Source organism: Bhargavaea massiliensis (assembly GCF_018390575.1).
GTDB lineage: Bacteria > Bacillota > Bacilli > Bacillales_A > Planococcaceae > Bhargavaea > Bhargavaea massiliensis.
This window is the reverse complement of sequence record NZ_JAHBCJ010000001.1, coordinates 66,130-80,378: the sequence shown is the minus strand read 5'-3', so window position 1 is coordinate 80,378 and position 14,249 is coordinate 66,130. Positions and strand designations below refer to the sequence as shown.

Below are 14,249 nucleotides of genomic sequence, written 5' to 3'. Positions count from 1 at the left end.
GCTTTACTTTTTGCCACTTTCTTTTTACCGTTTCCTACGGTCAACCATCTTCCAGACCAAACACCCGATCAGCGCCCCGAACGTATTCAGGATGACATCATCCACATCCGTCGTGCGCCCGAGGAAATACTGGACCGCTTCCACACCCAAAGAAAGCAGCAGGCCGGCAAGCGTCGCTTTAAGGAGTATCTTGCTGCGGACGGTCCTTCGCGCGCCGAATAAAAATCCGAACGGCATGAACAGCAGGATATTCAGCCCGATGTTGCGCAGCAAGACACCCGGGCCTTCCACGTTCGCGATCATCTCCGCCATGCTCTGGAACGGAATCAGGTGGACGTTCTGCTCGCCTGCAGGGCCGATGTCTTCCGGGTACAGCGTGATGAACAGGATCGCCATGACGCTCAGCGCGAACAGCATATTCACGATTATCTGTTTTCGGTTCAGACCCGGGTTCCGTCGATATAGGACGTAAAAAACGGCACCTCCCACCACAGTTGTAAATAAGAACAGCGGTACCACGCCGCCGAATGCATTCCATAACAGCTCCATTTGCTTCACCTCTCTTAGATGAATTACCCGGAGCGACAAGGATGCAGGCTGGGAGAATCGGCTTATCCTGTCTAGGCACTATCGTCTTGATGATGGATGCGGTCAGGTTATCCGGGCTTCCTTTCCGAAGTTTGAACAGGCCCATCCGCCCTGTTGGCGGAAGAGTTCAGCGAACGCCGAGCGGTCCGCAGGCGGTCCATACTCCGACCAATCAAGAAGTGTGCGGACGACAGCCGCTCTGTCCGGAAAGTAGCGTGCAGCAACCACCGCCTGCTCGTTCAGACGGGTCGTCCAGATTTGGGAACGCGCCATGGTCATTGAGTAAAAGGTCCGGATCAGCTTTCGGGCGAAGCCCTGAACAATCCGGGTGGCCTTCCCGTCAGACGCAGCTTCGAGTTTCCTCAGCGTCCGGCGTAGCGATTCGCAAATGTCTCCATTGAACTGGATTGCGATCTCCGGCGTCAGTTTGTAGGGTCCGAACCGTTCTCCAAGGTCCTCTCCGTACACGCACACGCTCATTTCTCTCAGGAACGCATTTTCAAAGTAATTTGAAGGGTCAAGCGTGGTGTCATAATCCGCCATGGCCATCCCCACTTCCCGGACGAGTGAGCGATGACTGGCAGATTGGTCATCGGAGAGCTGCTTTAATTGGGCAGATTGGCCGGGGCCGAGCTTCCGTCGGAACAGGGCGATGAGGTCCGAATCGGATGTGGGTATAACCGCGTCCCCCCTGGCTACGCTGCCGTAGACATACACGCTATGGAGGAGATCGGGGAAAAGGTCCGTGAGTCGGTTTATGGTTTCCCGAATGCACGGCCAGTAGGCCACGCTGATCTTCCCGATGGCGGCCTCGCTTAAAATGAAGCCTTCCGCGTCCAGGTCATAGCCTGCCTTTAAATGGTCCATAGACAGTCCAATACCTCCTTTTGGCATCTGCATAAATCTGCTTTCTATGTAAATTACCCGTTTACCTCCCCGGGAGAAGGATTGCAGGGGGCAAAAGTGGAATAGCGTACGGGGAAGCAATTGAGGAGGGACAGTCATGGATCATTCATGGTGGAAAGCACTCGACATGGACTACCCGATCATCCAGGCGCCGATGGCCGGTTCGACGTCGCCGGAGTTTGTCGCGGCATGCCTGGATGCGGGGATCCTCGGTTCGCTCGGGGCGGGGTACATGACGGCAGAGGGAACGCGGGCGGCAATCCGGGAGATCCGGAATCTCTCCGATAAGCCGTTTAATGTGAATTTGTTTGTGCCGGAAAAGCTGGAGCGGGACGCCGGCGTGATTGGGGAGGCGCACCGGGCGCTGGCGCCTTACCGGAAGGAGCTCGGGTTGCCGGAGGAAATGCCTGACTTAAGCGAGAGCGAGTTTTCCCGCCAGGTCGGCGTCGTGATCGACGAACGCGTGGAAGTGGTGTCATTCACGTTCGGGCTGCCGGATGAGGACACCGTCCGGAGACTGAAGGATGCCGGAGCGTTTCTGATCGGCACGGCGACGACGCCTGAAGAGGCGGTGGAAGCGGAGCGGAGCGGGATGGACGCGGTCGTGCTGCAGGGGAAGGAAGCGGGGGGACACCGGGGCGCATTTATCGGGGAAGATCGCTTCCTGACGCTTCGCGAACTGCTCGCAGGCGCCAGACTGACGGTTCCGGTCATCGCCGCCGGAGGCATCCATGATGCGGGAACGGTCCGGGCGGCGCTGGATGCCGGCGCGTCCGCCGTCCAGGTCGGGACGGCGCTCCTCGTTACGGAGGAAAGCGGCGCAAACGCCCTACATAAGGAAGCGATTCTGAATTCATCCGAAGGCGAGACGGTCATCACAAACGCGTTCAGCGGGAAACATGCGCGCGGGCTCAACAACCGATTTATCGAGGAAATGGCAGAAGCCGCAATCGCGCCGTACCCGATCCAGAACGATCTGACGAAACCGATCCGCTCTGCCGCCGGCAAACAGGGAAAGACGGGTCTCCTGTCGCTCTGGTCGGGCGAGAGCGGATGGAAAGCCAGGCGCGGGAAGGTTTCGGAGATTGTCAGAAGGCTGATCGGAGAAGAGGAATGAAGCTCTTTGAATTTGACGTGACCAAAGCGAAGCGTGTTACGCACGGCGGATCCGATTTCACCATCCAGCCGTTTGTCCGCTCCGGGGGCCGCTGCCAAACCGCGTTAATGACACTCGGGAACAACGGTGTCATCGGGTATCATCAGGCTGCCGTGCCGCAGCTGCTGGTTGTGCTCGCTGGCAGCGGAACAGTCTGCAATGAAGAAAAGCGGCACGTCCCTGTCCGGGAAGGATCGGCCGTCTTTTGGGATAGGGGCGAGTGGCATGAGACCCGCTCGGCAAAGGGAATGACCGCCCTTGTCATCGAAGGGGAGGGCCTCAAGGAAAGCGACATTCTCCTATAAGATTGAATCCATCCTTCTGCGGGTCGTTGCCGCAGAAGGGTTTTTTATTGGATGGTTCTTTAACACGCCCTCAACAATCTTTCAACATTCGATTGTTACGCTCTCAGTTGAATGCATTTGAGTGGAGGGAACCGGAGTGAAGTTCAGGAATATCATGTGGACAGGTGTGGCCGCCGCCGGGCTGCTGATTGCGGGCGGACAAAGCTATAAGGTGCTCGGGGAGGAGCCGTCATTTTTCCAGTATCAGGGCGGTCATATGTCCGTGTCTCAGATCGGGCAGTATGACAGCGGCTCGGGGGAAGGCGGGACGGAGATCCTTGCCTATGATGAGAAGCTAAAGCGCGCGTTTGTGACGAACGGTGCGGAGTCGGCGATCGATGTGCTGTCATTCGAACGGCTGGATTCTGGTGAATTCAGCATGATGAAGCGGCTGGACCGCATCCATCTTGCTGAGTTCGATATCCGGGATGTGGACGACATCACGAGCGTGGCGGTCCATCCTGAACGTGATCTGGTCGCGCTGTCGGTCGTCAGCGATCCGAAGACCGATCCTGGCTACGTCGTTCTGCTGACGAAGGACGGAAAGTTCATCGATAAAATCGTGGTTGGTGCGCTGCCGGACATGGTGACGTTCACACCGGACGGCAAGAAACTGCTGGCCGCAAACGAAGGAGAGCCGGCAGATGATTATTCGGCCGATCCGAAAGGCAGCATCTCCGTCATCGACCTGGACAGGCTCACTTCAAAAACGCTGACGTTCGAAGGCGTGCCGCTGGATGACAAGGTCCGCGTCTCTTCCGAAGGGACCGTCCTGCAGCAGTTGGAGCCGGAGTACATCACCGTGTCCGACGACAGTAAAAAGGCGTTCGTGACTCTCCAGGAAAACAACGCCGTCGCGACGGTCGACCTGGAGTCCGACCGGATCATTGACGTCAAGGGGCTCGGCGCGAAGGACCACTCGCTCCCGGGCAATGAACTCGACGGGAAAGAAAATGGCGAGACGAAGCTGGAGCGGCTTCCGCTCCTCGGTCTTTATATGCCGGATGCGATCGATGCGTTCACAGCCGGCGGTAAGACCTACATCGTGACGCCGAACGAAGGCGACGCTAGGGACTACGATGCGTATTCCGAAGAAGCCGATATCGGCGACGTTGCGGACCGGATCAGGCTTAACGCGGATCATTACAAAGGCTTCAACCAGAAGCAGCTGGACCGCCTGACGGACAAGGGGCTGCTGGATGAATTGGCAGATACGAAAATTACGCTTGAAAACGGTTTGAACGGAGATGGCGAATACGAGGCGCTTTATACATACGGAGGCCGCAGCTTCTCCATCTTCGACGCCAAGACGATGGAACTCGTCTATGACAGTGGAAATGAGTTTGAAAAGATCACCTCAAAGGCGCTGCCGGAATTCTTCAATACGACAAACGATGAGATTGAGTATGACGGCCGCAGCTCTTCAAAAGGCCCGGAACCGGAAACCGTGGTGACCGGTGACATCAACGGCACGACCTATGCCTTCATCGCCCTCGAGCGCACAAGCGGCATCATGGTGTATGACCTGAGCCGTCCGGAAAAGCCGAGGTTCGTCACGTTCATCACGAGCCGTGACTTCAGTGAAGACGTGAAGGGAGACGTTTCTCCAGAAGGTCTTCAATTCATCCCGGCAGATACCAGCCCGACCGGAAAGCCGCTGCTTGCAGCGACACATGAAGTGTCGGGAACGGTTGCGGTCTATGAGTTTGAATCAAACAGAGGAAAGAAGAATTAAACTATAAAAACGAATCCTATCCCTGTTGCAGAAAGAAATCCGCAACGGGGGTTTTTCTGCCTGAATAAGCTAAAGCGCTTACATTTTTGAAATAAAACAATCTTATTGACGATGTTGAAATATCACACTATACTAACTCCAGTTAAACCTACTAACCTTATAGGGTTAATTGTGGTAGGGAGGTGCCAAATGATCAAGGTCACGGATCTGAAAAAAAGCTTTAACCGCACAGAAGTGCTGAAAGGCATAAATTTTGAAGTGAATGATGGGGAAGTGGTGGTCATTATCGGGCCATCGGGATCCGGCAAGTCTACAATGCTCCGCTGCCTGAACTTTCTCGAGCGTCCGGATTCCGGTCTGATCCAGATCGGCGATCAGACGGTTGATGCGTCCACGGCCAAGCGCTCGGATATCAACCGACTCCGGCTGCAGACATCCATGGTGTTCCAGCACTATAACTTGTTCAAGAACAAGACCGCCCTTGAAAATGTGGCGCATGCGCTGATCGTCTCCAAAAAGATGAAAAAGAGCGATGCGTTCGAAAAGAGCCGTGCTTTGCTGAAGGAAGTGGGGCTGTCGGATAAAGAGGACAACTACCCGGTCGCCCTGTCCGGCGGCCAGCAGCAGCGAGTCGGGATTGCCCGTGCGCTTGCAGTCAGCCCGTATGCCATCCTGTTCGATGAACCGACCAGCTCACTTGACCCCGAATGGGTGGGAGAAGTGCTCCGGGTCATTGCCCGCATTGCAGAAGAGCGGAAAACGATGGTGATCGTCACCCACGAAATGGAATTCGCCCGAGAAATCGCGGACCGAGTCGTGTTCATGGCGGATGGGTTCGTGGTCGAGGAAGGCGCGCCAGAAGACATTTTTGACCGTCCGAAAAACGAGCGGACGAAGAAATTCCTGCAAAGCTACAGAAACTCGGCTGCCCGCCGGGAGGCTGCCGTGCAGGCAACCGAACCATCCGGCAGCCCGGAGGCACCCTGATGTCCCAGTACGTTAATTTAATGGTTGGCGGTGTGTGTACATGGATTTCGACCTCGGTTACATGATTGCAATCATCCCGGAACTGCTTAAGTATTTGCCGATGACCCTTTACCTGGCGATAGTGTCCATGGTTATCGCGGTTATCATCGGCGTGGTCCTCGCATTGATTCTTGTGAATAAAACACCTGGGATTCTCCAGGTTGCCAAAGTGTACATCTCCTTTTTCCGGGGGACGCCTGCACTTGTCCAGCTGCTGCTGATCTACTTCGGATTGCCGCAGCTGTTCCCTGTGATGAATGAAATGACCGCCGCGACGGCCGCAATCATTGCATTCAGCCTGAACACCTCTGCCTATCTCGCCGAAATCTTCCGTGCTGGACTGCAATCGGTCGATAAGGGGCAGGCGGAGGCCGCAGTGTCGGTCGGCATGACGTATGCGCAGGCCATGAGGGGAATCGTCATTCCCCAGGCTGTGCGAAATGCAATACCGGCAACAGGTAATATTTTCATCGGCCTGATCAAAAACTCGTCGCTTGCGTTTACGATCGGCGTCACGGAACTGCTGGCGCAAGGGAAACTGATGGCGACGGCGAACCTGAGATTCTTCGAAGCTTACCTCGCCGTCGGCCTTATCTACTGGGCACTGACGATTTTGTACAACTGGCTCCAGCAATGGTATGAACACCGGATCGGCAAACCGTACCGGGTCTGAAACTAAAGGAGGATAACATCCAATGAGAACACTTAAATTGACACTGGTCCTGCTGGCGATCGCTGCCCTTCTTGCGGCATGCGGAAGCGGCGAGGCAAGCGAAAGCGGAGACTCCGATCAAAAGGTCGTCAAGGTCGGCGCGACACCTGACGGGTATCCGCAGTACTTCAAGGAAGACGGCGAACTCAAAGGCTTCAGCGTCGATGTCATCGAAGGGATCTATGAGGAACTGGGCTACGAAGTGCAGTGGGAATTGACAGACTGGACCGGCGTGCTCGCGAGCATGGAAACCGGCAAGATCGACACGGTCGCTAACTTTGCGGCCACGCCTGAGCGGGGCGAGAAGTACAACTTCTCCGATCCGTATTACAATTCCAAAGCCGTCCTGGCAACCGGCAAGGACCGGGAAGACATCTCGTTTGATGAACTGAAGAAAGGGCAGATTGCTGTAGCCATGGGAACCAACTATCCAAACGTCCTGACGGCGGCTTATCCGGACGAAGAGTTTGATTTTGTTACATACGAATCCGCTGATGTCATCTATAGTGATGTCGGCAGCGGAAAACTTGATGCTTTTGTCCACGGCAGGGAAATCCTCATGGCGCAGATCAATGATAAAGGCCTCCCGCTCCGTGTCGTAGGCGAACCGTTCGGCGACCAGCCGGTGGCGCTGCCGTTCAAGAAAACCGAAGAAGGCGACAAGATGATCGAAGAAGTCAACGGGGCGCTTGAGAAACTCCGCGAGGACGGAACGATCTCCGAGCTGTCGGAGAAATGGTACGGCATGGACCTGCTTGAAGATAACAAGAACTGAGGAAGAAGGGAATCAGACTTGACGAACAAACAGATCAACCTCGGCGTGTTGCTTTATGGACCGGGCGCCCATATGAATTCCTGGAAAGCACCGGACGTGCCCGCTGACGGCAGCATCAACCTCAATCATTACGTGAATATCACCAAGAAAGCGGAAGATGCCGGTTTTGCATTCGCGTTCATCGCGGACGGACTTTATATCGATGAGAAATCGATCCCGCATTTCCAGAACCGTTTTGAGCCGCTCACGCTTCTGTCCGCACTGGCCATGGTCACATCGAAAATCGGCCTTGTAGGCACGGTCTCGACGACATACAGCGAGCCGTTCAACATCGCCCGACAGTTCGCGTCACTCGACAAGCTCAGCGGCGGCCGCGCCGGCTGGAATGTCGTGACGTCCCCGCTCGAGGGCAGCGCGGAAAACTTCAACCGGGGAAATCACCCGGAGCATTCCCTCCGATATGAGATGGCTGCCGAGTATGTCGACGTCGTCCAGGGGCTGTGGGACTCGTGGGAAGACGATGCCTTCGTCCGGGATCGCGAAACCGGTCAATTCTCTGATTTCTCCAAGATGCACAGGCTCAACCATAAAGGCAAGTTCTTCAAGGCGCAGGGCCCGCTCAACATCCAGCGCTCCGAACAGGGCCAGCCGGTCATCTTCCAGGCCGGCGCCTCGAAGACCGGCCGGAACTTCGCCGCAAAATACGGGGAAGCGATCTTCACGGTCAGCGGACCGATCGAAAAGGCGAAGGCGCAATACCGGGAACTCAAACAGGCGGCTGTTGAAAAAGGGCGACGTGCGGAAGACCTCCTGATCTTCCCGTCACTGTCTCCGATCATCGGCCCGACCGAAGAAGCGGCTGAGCGGAAGTATGAGGAAATCAAGAACCTTCTTTCTGTCGAGGAAGCACTGACGTTCCTCAGCCGGTACTTTGACCACTTCGACTTCAGCGGGTTCCCGCTGGATGAGCCGTTCCCGGATATCGGAGACGTCGGCAAAAACGCCTTCCGGTCCACGACCGATGAGATCAAGCGGACTGCGAAGGAAGAAAACCTGACGCTCCGCGAAGTGGCGATGCGTGTTGCCACTCCGAAAGATCCGTTCTTCGGCTCGTACGAACAGGTCGCTGACCGCATGATCCAGTGGATCGACGAAGAGGCGGCGGACGGGTTCATGCTGAACCTCCAGGTGCTGGACGGCCAGTACGATGAATTCATCCATCACGTCCTCCCGATCCTCGAAGAAAAGGGATACTACAACCGCGCGGCGGGCGGCGGAACCTTGCGTGACGCGCTCGGCCTGCCATTCAAGGAAAACCGGCATCAGGCAAAGCCGTCAGAAGTTCACTAAAAAAGGCATACATCGCACTTATAAGAAAGGAAGATGCATCGTGTCAAAAGAAGATCTGTCCATTGTCGTCTGGTCCAAGCAAGGCTGCAGCTACTGCGGTGAAGTAAAGGAATACCTCGAGAAGAACGGTTATGACTACCGCACGGTCGATGTCACGGAGCATGACGACCGCCGGGACATTCTGGAAACGAAATACGGCGTGCGCCATGTGCCCGTCATCGAAATCGGTCGGGACAACCGGTATGAAGCGGTCACAGAAGTGGGCGTCGAGCACCTCGAGAGTGCACTCGGAAGGCTGTGAAGAAAGAAGGGATTGGAATGAGCGAGATCGTCATTTTGTCGGGAAGCCCTTCGGCAAATTCCCGTTCGGAAAAGGTCCTCCGTTATCTCGGCGGGCGCCTGGAACAGCGAGGGTTCTCCGTCACGCATATTTCAGTCAAGGACGTGCCGGCGGAAGACCTGATGTTCGGCAACTTCAAGAGCCCGGACGTAATCCGCATCGCTGAACAGATCGGGCAGGCAAAAGGCGTCATCGTCGGCACGCCGGTCTATAAGGCGTCTTATTCGGGTGTGCTGAAAGCACTGATCGACATCATGCCGCAGGATATCCTGGAAGACACGCCGGCGCTCCCGGTCATGACCGGCGGCAGCATGTCCCATCTGCTCGCACTGGAATACGCATTAAAGCCGCTGCTTGCCACACTGAAAGGTGTGAACCTGAAAGGCTTGTATTATATGGACAGCCAGCTGGATAAGTTGGCGGAGCAGCCAATCATAGATGAAGACGCCTTTTTGCGCACGGAAAAACAGCTGGACTATTTCATCCGGAAAGTCAGCCGGGAGCAGGCGGCCCGCGTGTATAGCTGAACCAAAAAGTATCCCTCTCAGCAGGATAGAATTCCTGCTGAGGGGGATTTTTATTGTTTATTTTACGATGGATACCGTAAGCCCATCCCCGATCGGAATCAGCAGGGACTCCAGTTTCGGGTGGTCCGCGAGTATCTTGTTAAAGGTTTTCATCGTCTCAGTGTGCCATGCTGGCTCTGCGGTTTCATGCGCCACGGTGCCGCGCGCGAGAACATTGTCACAGACGATCAGCGCGCCGTTTTCGGCGATCCGGATGCAGGCCTCCAGATAGTTCTCGTAGTTTTCCTTGTCGGCATCAATAAAGAAAAAGTCGAACGTCTCGTCTCGGTCGGCCAGTTGCTCCAGGCAGTCGAGCGCGGGTCCCGTCATGTAGGTGACCCGGTCACCGAAGCCGGCTTCGGTGAGGTTCCGGTGAGCCAGCTGGGCATAATCGTCGACGAGCTCAAGCGAAGTGAGCGTGCCGTCTTCCGCCATCCCCCTGGCGAGGCAGATGCCGCTGTAGCCGCCGAGCGCGCCGATTTCTAGGACACGTTTGGCACCGGAAATCGAGGCAAGCATCGTCAGCAGCTTTCCTGAAGCAGGCGGTACAGAAATCTGCCGCATGCCGTTTTCCTCGATGGAGGCAAGAACATCATCAAGCAGAGGATCGGGAGCCGTAAATACGGATTCGATGTATTGGTTGATCTTTTTCATGGCTCTCTCCTTTAAATCATCATGGTCGTTGTGTTCACCGGCAACCATTTCCCTATGATTGTATGACAAGGGGGCAATCTGTGGCCAACCATGCCGCTCCGTGCGGCCGCCGCTGGGACCAAGTAACCGGCGCCGGCCTAGGCTTGCCCAACACAAACACTCCCCTTCCCGGCGCAGACCAGCCCTGAAAGGGGAGTGTTTGTAAAGGATGTTCGTTTGTGAGCCATCAGTCCCTGTACGTCACAGCTGTGCCCGTCGCGATGCACATCATCATGCCCTCGCGGAGTGTTTCAAAGTCGAGGTCGACGCCAATCACCGCATTCGCGCCGAGGCGTTTTGCCGGTCCTCCATCTCCCGGAGTGCGATTTCCCTGCCTTCCGCCAGCTTGTTTTCATACGCCGAGCTGCGGCCGCCGATCACATCGGTCACCGATGCGAAAATGTCCCGGACGATATTCGCCCCCATGATCGCCTCTCCGACTACAATCCCGTGATACGTCTCGATCTTCTTGCCTTCCAAAGAATTCGTTGTCGTCACCAGCATGATGGATCCCTCCATTTTCTTGATAGCTGTTGTACGCTTCTCCGTCTGTGAATGTTTCAACTTCAGTAAATCTTCATGAATTCATGAGGGGAAACTTCACATCCGGAGCGTATGGTGGGAGGAGAGGGCGCGCCTGTCGGATAATCGAGACATTCGTCCGGCGTATTGAGACATTCACTTGCCGAATCGAGACATTCGAATAGCGTATCGGGACATTCACAAGGAGTATCGAGACATTTGAGCAGAGCGGCGGCTTTCCGCGTAACACTCGCGGGTCGTTCGGTAACACCCAACGGATGCTCCCTAAAAAATATTCCCCAACCTGGGGCTTTCGCCTGAAACATGAGGCACGGTTCGCCCGTATAGTGTAGTAACGGGATCGGCGGTCCCGGGGCGGAGTCGGTCTGGAGACTGAGACGGATTCCCGCCGGAGGCCGTTTTGGAAAAGGAGGGTCCGGTCCACAATGAAGATAACGAATGACAAGGCCGGGCCGGCATACCAAAGCGGGCCGGGGCCGGAAAACAGGGGGAACACCATCGTGCAGGAGATCTATATCGTACTGACCGATACGGGGACGGTGCTGTCAAAGATTATCCGCCGCTACACGGGCTGCCCGCTGAACCACGTCTCGATCGCCTTCGATGAGCGGCTCGGGGAGATGTACAGCTTCGGCCGCGTGCAGCAGCGCAATCCGTTCTCCGGCGGGTTTGTAAAAGAGCGGGCGGGAGAAGGGCTTTTAAAAGATGCACAGTGTGCAGTGTTCCGGTTCCGCGTAACGGAGGACGAGCTCCGGCAGATCCGCGGACGCATCCTGGAGATCGAGCGGGAACGGGATCGCTACACGTACAACTTCATCGGCCTGATCGGCGTGATCCTGAACCGGGAAATCTGCCGCAAGCGGGCGTACTTCTGCTCGCAGTTCGTCGTGGCCATGCTGGCGTCGGCGGGCGTTAAAATTACAGACGAGCCGGCGTGGCGGGCGCAGGCCCGTCATTTCACCCAGTCGAGCCAGCTGGAGCCGGTGTATGAGGGACCAATCCGCAATTTCGTGGCACCGGGGAATATCGTCACCATCAGCCCGCGCCGGGGGATCCGGGCACGCCTGCCGCGTGTCCCGTTCAGGCGGGCGGCATCGTGAAGGGCTGATTCCGGTATACTGAATCAAGGGTAGATGGGCTGCCAAGGTTGTTGCATGAACGTAATGAATGAGCGCCAGGAGACGGAAGAGTCCGTTCTCTGGCGCTTTATCAAATAAACAAACAGGATAGGGGGAGTCCGATGAAGTTGCTGCTGACGTCAAATGGCTTCTATACAGATGAGATCAAGAGGCGGTTTTTGGATCTGCTTGATGCGGACCCCCACTCCCTGGAAGCCGCCATCATCACGACGGCCTCGCCCCAGAAAGAACAGAACCGCTTTGCGAAAAAAGCGGCAAGTGATTTTGAGAAAATGGGTTTCCGGAAGGTGGACTGGGTGGATGTCGAATCGGAATCACCGAACGATCTTTTACAGAAAGACGTCATCTATATCAATGGCGGCAATCCGTTTCATCTGCTGGAGCAGGTGAGGAAAAGCGGGGCGGACCGGGTTCTGGTGGAACTTGCGCAGAAGGATGCGGTCATCGTGGGCGTCAGTGCCGGGGCGGTCCTTCTCGGCCCGGACATCAGGATCGTCCATCACTTCACGCCGCAGCTGAATGCGCGGAGTATCGAAGACTTTTCGGCACTGGGCCTGACGGACAAGCGGGTTTTCCCTCACTATGACCGGGAGGACCTATTCGGGGATGCAACGGGGAGGACGATCGGGGAGCGGATCCGTGAGTTTGAAACGATTGAATCATGCAGCGTCACGAGATTGAACGACGACGGTTATCTGGTGGTGGAAACATAAAAAAGCTCAGGGACAGCGTATCCCCTGAGCTTTTTTACATGATGATCAAAAAGAAGTTGTGGAACGAGTGAAGGATGATGACCGACCAGAGCGAACCGGTTTTCCTGAAAATCCACCCGAATACCAGGCCGACGAACAGGACGTACGCATGGCTGCCCGGATTAAAGAAGGTGCCCTGGTACAGCCAAATCGGATAATGGATGACCAGGAACAGGAGCGCCGCGGCCACATTCGCCTTCCAGAAGGGAAGCCGTTTCGCCAATGCCTGGAGAAACAGGCCACGGAAGACGATTTCCTCTGTGAGGCCGACTAGGAGAAAGACGTTCAGGAATCGATCGAACGAGACATTGAGATGAAAACCTCCGCCGGTCAACACATACGCCTGGAAGGTGAACCAGACTCCCAGCAGGGCGGACAGGCCGAAGCCCCAAAGGAGCCCCTGCCGGAGATTGGTGGTGAGCTTCAGGAAGTCTGCCGGGTCGCTTTTCAGGCGGTACCGGATCAGCAGCCAGACAGGAACGATCCAAATCACGATTTTGAGTGCCACTTTTGTCAGCGCTTCCGTTTTTTCCGGAAGTCCGCTCAAATACGGAGGAAGGACGATTTCCCGGAACGACCAGACGGCCAGGAAAAGAATGAAATAGATGCCAAGGGTCCTGTAGAAGCTGTCGGTTTTTTCTCCATAGCGGATGCTGTCCATGGTCGCGGTCGCCTCCTATTAGTGATCAGTCCGGACACTATTTTTCACCCGGAAAGCCGGCTTGACTTCTGCCACGAGCACGGCGACCAGGATCAGCGCTGCTCCGAACACCATCCGGCCGGTCATGACGTCATTGATGAACAGGACGGCAAGCACCGAGCCGAAAAACGATTCCAGTGACAAAATCACGGCCGCCTTTGTCGGTGTCGTGTAGCGGAACGCGAGGTTCTGGCAGACGTAGGCGATCGTCGTCGAGAAGACGGCGAGGTAGACGACAGACCAGATCGCTTCATTGGACGGACTTGCCGGGAAGCCTCCCTGGATAAGGACAGCCACCGTGCTGAGCAGAGCCGCCGTCGCGAACTGGACGATCGTCAGCGCCAAAGCATCCTCTTTTTTAACAAACATATTCGTATAGAAGATATCAAATGCGAACCCGACCGCGCACAGCAGGGTGAGCAGGTCGCCGATATTGATGGTGAACGAACCCTGCAGCGACAGGAACGCAATGCCGGTGAGCGCTATGACGGAAGCCATCAGCTCATGGCGGTCGATCCGCCGCCGGTACACGAGATAGGCGATCACCGGCACGATCACGACGTTGACCGCCGTCAGGAACGCGTTCTTGGAAGGCGTCGTATATTCGAGCCCGACAGTCTGCAGCGCAAAAGCCACAAACAGGATTGTCCCGAGCACCGCGCCTTTCCATAGCACGGACTTCGAGATCAGCCGGAGCTTCTTGTAGAAGAGGACTGTGATGATCAGCGTGCCCAGGAGGAACCTTCCGGCCATCACCTCATAAGCTGTCAGATGCTCGAGTGCAATTGCCGTCATGACAAAGCCGCTTCCCCAGACAATTGCGGTGATGAGAAGCAACATGTCCCCGATATACCGTTTCATGGCCGACCCTCCCCTTGATGTCATTCTTTTAATATATCATGTGGGTGAAGAATCGAGAGGGTC

At 55.9% G+C, this 14,249-nt stretch carries 16 protein-coding genes and 1 pseudogene; 11 read left to right on the top strand and 6 right to left on the bottom strand.

Annotated elements, in window-relative coordinates; translation table 11 throughout:
• Positions 1-24: 24 nt before the first annotated feature.
• Both KHA84_RS00400 and KHA84_RS00395 read right to left on the bottom strand, forming a co-directional pair.
• Positions 25-549, bottom strand: coding sequence for a VanZ family protein (locus tag KHA84_RS00400; protein WP_213421234.1), 525 nt, complete (start codon positions 547-549; stop codon positions 25-27).
• Between the two features lie 102 nt (positions 550-651).
• Complete coding sequence (locus KHA84_RS00395; RefSeq protein ID WP_213421233.1) at positions 652-1,455, bottom strand: nucleotidyltransferase domain-containing protein; 804 nt, start codon at positions 1,453-1,455, stop codon at positions 652-654.
• A gap of 136 nt (positions 1,456-1,591) precedes the next feature.
• On the opposite strand from KHA84_RS00395, the gene KHA84_RS00390 reads away from it, so the two are divergent.
• From KHA84_RS00390 to ssuE, 9 genes are all read left to right on the top strand, one after another.
• Positions 1,592-2,611: an NAD(P)H-dependent flavin oxidoreductase gene (locus KHA84_RS00390; protein WP_213421232.1), complete on the top strand. Its 1,020-nt coding sequence runs from the start codon at positions 1,592-1,594 to the stop codon at positions 2,609-2,611.
• Complete coding sequence (locus tag KHA84_RS00385) at positions 2,608-2,955, top strand: cupin domain-containing protein (RefSeq protein WP_213421230.1); 348 nt, start codon at positions 2,608-2,610, stop codon at positions 2,953-2,955. Before KHA84_RS00390 ends, KHA84_RS00385 begins: the two co-directional genes overlap by 4 nt.
• A gap of 136 nt (positions 2,956-3,091) precedes the next feature.
• Positions 3,092-4,729, top strand: a complete 1,638-nt coding sequence (locus KHA84_RS00380; RefSeq protein ID WP_213421228.1) for a choice-of-anchor I family protein — start codon at positions 3,092-3,094, stop codon at positions 4,727-4,729.
• 189 nt (positions 4,730-4,918) lie between these two features.
• Complete coding sequence (locus tag KHA84_RS00375) at positions 4,919-5,716, top strand: amino acid ABC transporter ATP-binding protein (protein ID WP_213421226.1); 798 nt, start codon at positions 4,919-4,921, stop codon at positions 5,714-5,716.
• A 40-nt stretch (positions 5,717-5,756) separates the two neighbouring features.
• Entirely contained in the window at positions 5,757-6,428 is a 672-nt protein-coding gene (locus KHA84_RS00370) for an amino acid ABC transporter permease (RefSeq protein WP_213421224.1), read from the top strand.
• Positions 6,429-6,450: 22 nt separating this feature from the next.
• Positions 6,451-7,242, top strand: coding sequence for a transporter substrate-binding domain-containing protein (locus KHA84_RS00365; protein ID WP_213421222.1), 792 nt, complete (start codon positions 6,451-6,453; stop codon positions 7,240-7,242).
• An 18-nt stretch (positions 7,243-7,260) separates the two neighbouring features.
• Positions 7,261-8,592 carry an LLM class flavin-dependent oxidoreductase gene (locus tag KHA84_RS00360; protein WP_213421220.1) on the top strand — a complete coding sequence of 444 codons (1,332 nt, stop codon included), beginning with the start codon at positions 7,261-7,263 and terminating at the stop codon, positions 8,590-8,592.
• 40 nt (positions 8,593-8,632) lie between these two features.
• Positions 8,633-8,893 carry a glutaredoxin family protein gene (locus KHA84_RS00355; RefSeq protein ID WP_213421218.1) on the top strand — a complete coding sequence of 87 codons (261 nt, stop codon included), beginning with the start codon at positions 8,633-8,635 and terminating at the stop codon, positions 8,891-8,893.
• 17 nt (positions 8,894-8,910) lie between these two features.
• Entirely contained in the window at positions 8,911-9,459 is a 549-nt protein-coding gene (ssuE, locus tag KHA84_RS00350) for an NADPH-dependent FMN reductase (RefSeq protein ID WP_213421216.1), read from the top strand.
• Positions 9,460-9,516: 57 nt separating this feature from the next.
• Here ssuE and KHA84_RS00345 read toward each other — a convergent pair whose 3' ends face one another.
• Both KHA84_RS00345 and KHA84_RS00340 read right to left on the bottom strand, forming a co-directional pair.
• Positions 9,517-10,152 (bottom strand): O-methyltransferase, encoded by a 636-nt coding sequence (locus KHA84_RS00345; RefSeq protein ID WP_213421214.1) that lies wholly within the window; start codon positions 10,150-10,152, stop codon positions 9,517-9,519.
• Between the two features lie 226 nt (positions 10,153-10,378).
• A pseudogene (locus tag KHA84_RS00340) lies at positions 10,379-10,695 on the bottom strand (YbjQ family protein).
• A gap of 464 nt (positions 10,696-11,159) precedes the next feature.
• Between KHA84_RS00340 and KHA84_RS00335 the strand changes: the two are divergent.
• Together KHA84_RS00335 and KHA84_RS00330 are read left to right on the top strand one after the other, a co-directional pair.
• Positions 11,160-11,834 carry a hypothetical protein gene (locus KHA84_RS00335; protein WP_213421212.1) on the top strand — a complete coding sequence of 225 codons (675 nt, stop codon included), beginning with the start codon at positions 11,160-11,162 and terminating at the stop codon, positions 11,832-11,834.
• A 140-nt stretch (positions 11,835-11,974) separates the two neighbouring features.
• Positions 11,975-12,586 (top strand): Type 1 glutamine amidotransferase-like domain-containing protein, encoded by a 612-nt coding sequence (locus tag KHA84_RS00330; RefSeq protein WP_213421210.1) that lies wholly within the window; start codon positions 11,975-11,977, stop codon positions 12,584-12,586.
• A 34-nt stretch (positions 12,587-12,620) separates the two neighbouring features.
• Here the strand turns inward: KHA84_RS00330 and KHA84_RS00325 are convergent, their stop codons facing one another.
• Together KHA84_RS00325 and KHA84_RS00320 are read right to left on the bottom strand one after the other, a co-directional pair.
• Positions 12,621-13,286 carry a CPBP family intramembrane glutamic endopeptidase gene (locus tag KHA84_RS00325; protein WP_213421208.1) on the bottom strand — a complete coding sequence of 222 codons (666 nt, stop codon included), beginning with the start codon at positions 13,284-13,286 and terminating at the stop codon, positions 12,621-12,623.
• Between the two features lie 18 nt (positions 13,287-13,304).
• On the bottom strand, positions 13,305-14,186 hold the full coding sequence (locus KHA84_RS00320; RefSeq protein WP_213421206.1) for a DMT family transporter: 882 nt from the start codon (positions 14,184-14,186) through the stop codon (positions 13,305-13,307).
• Between the last annotated feature and the right edge of the window lie 63 nt (positions 14,187-14,249).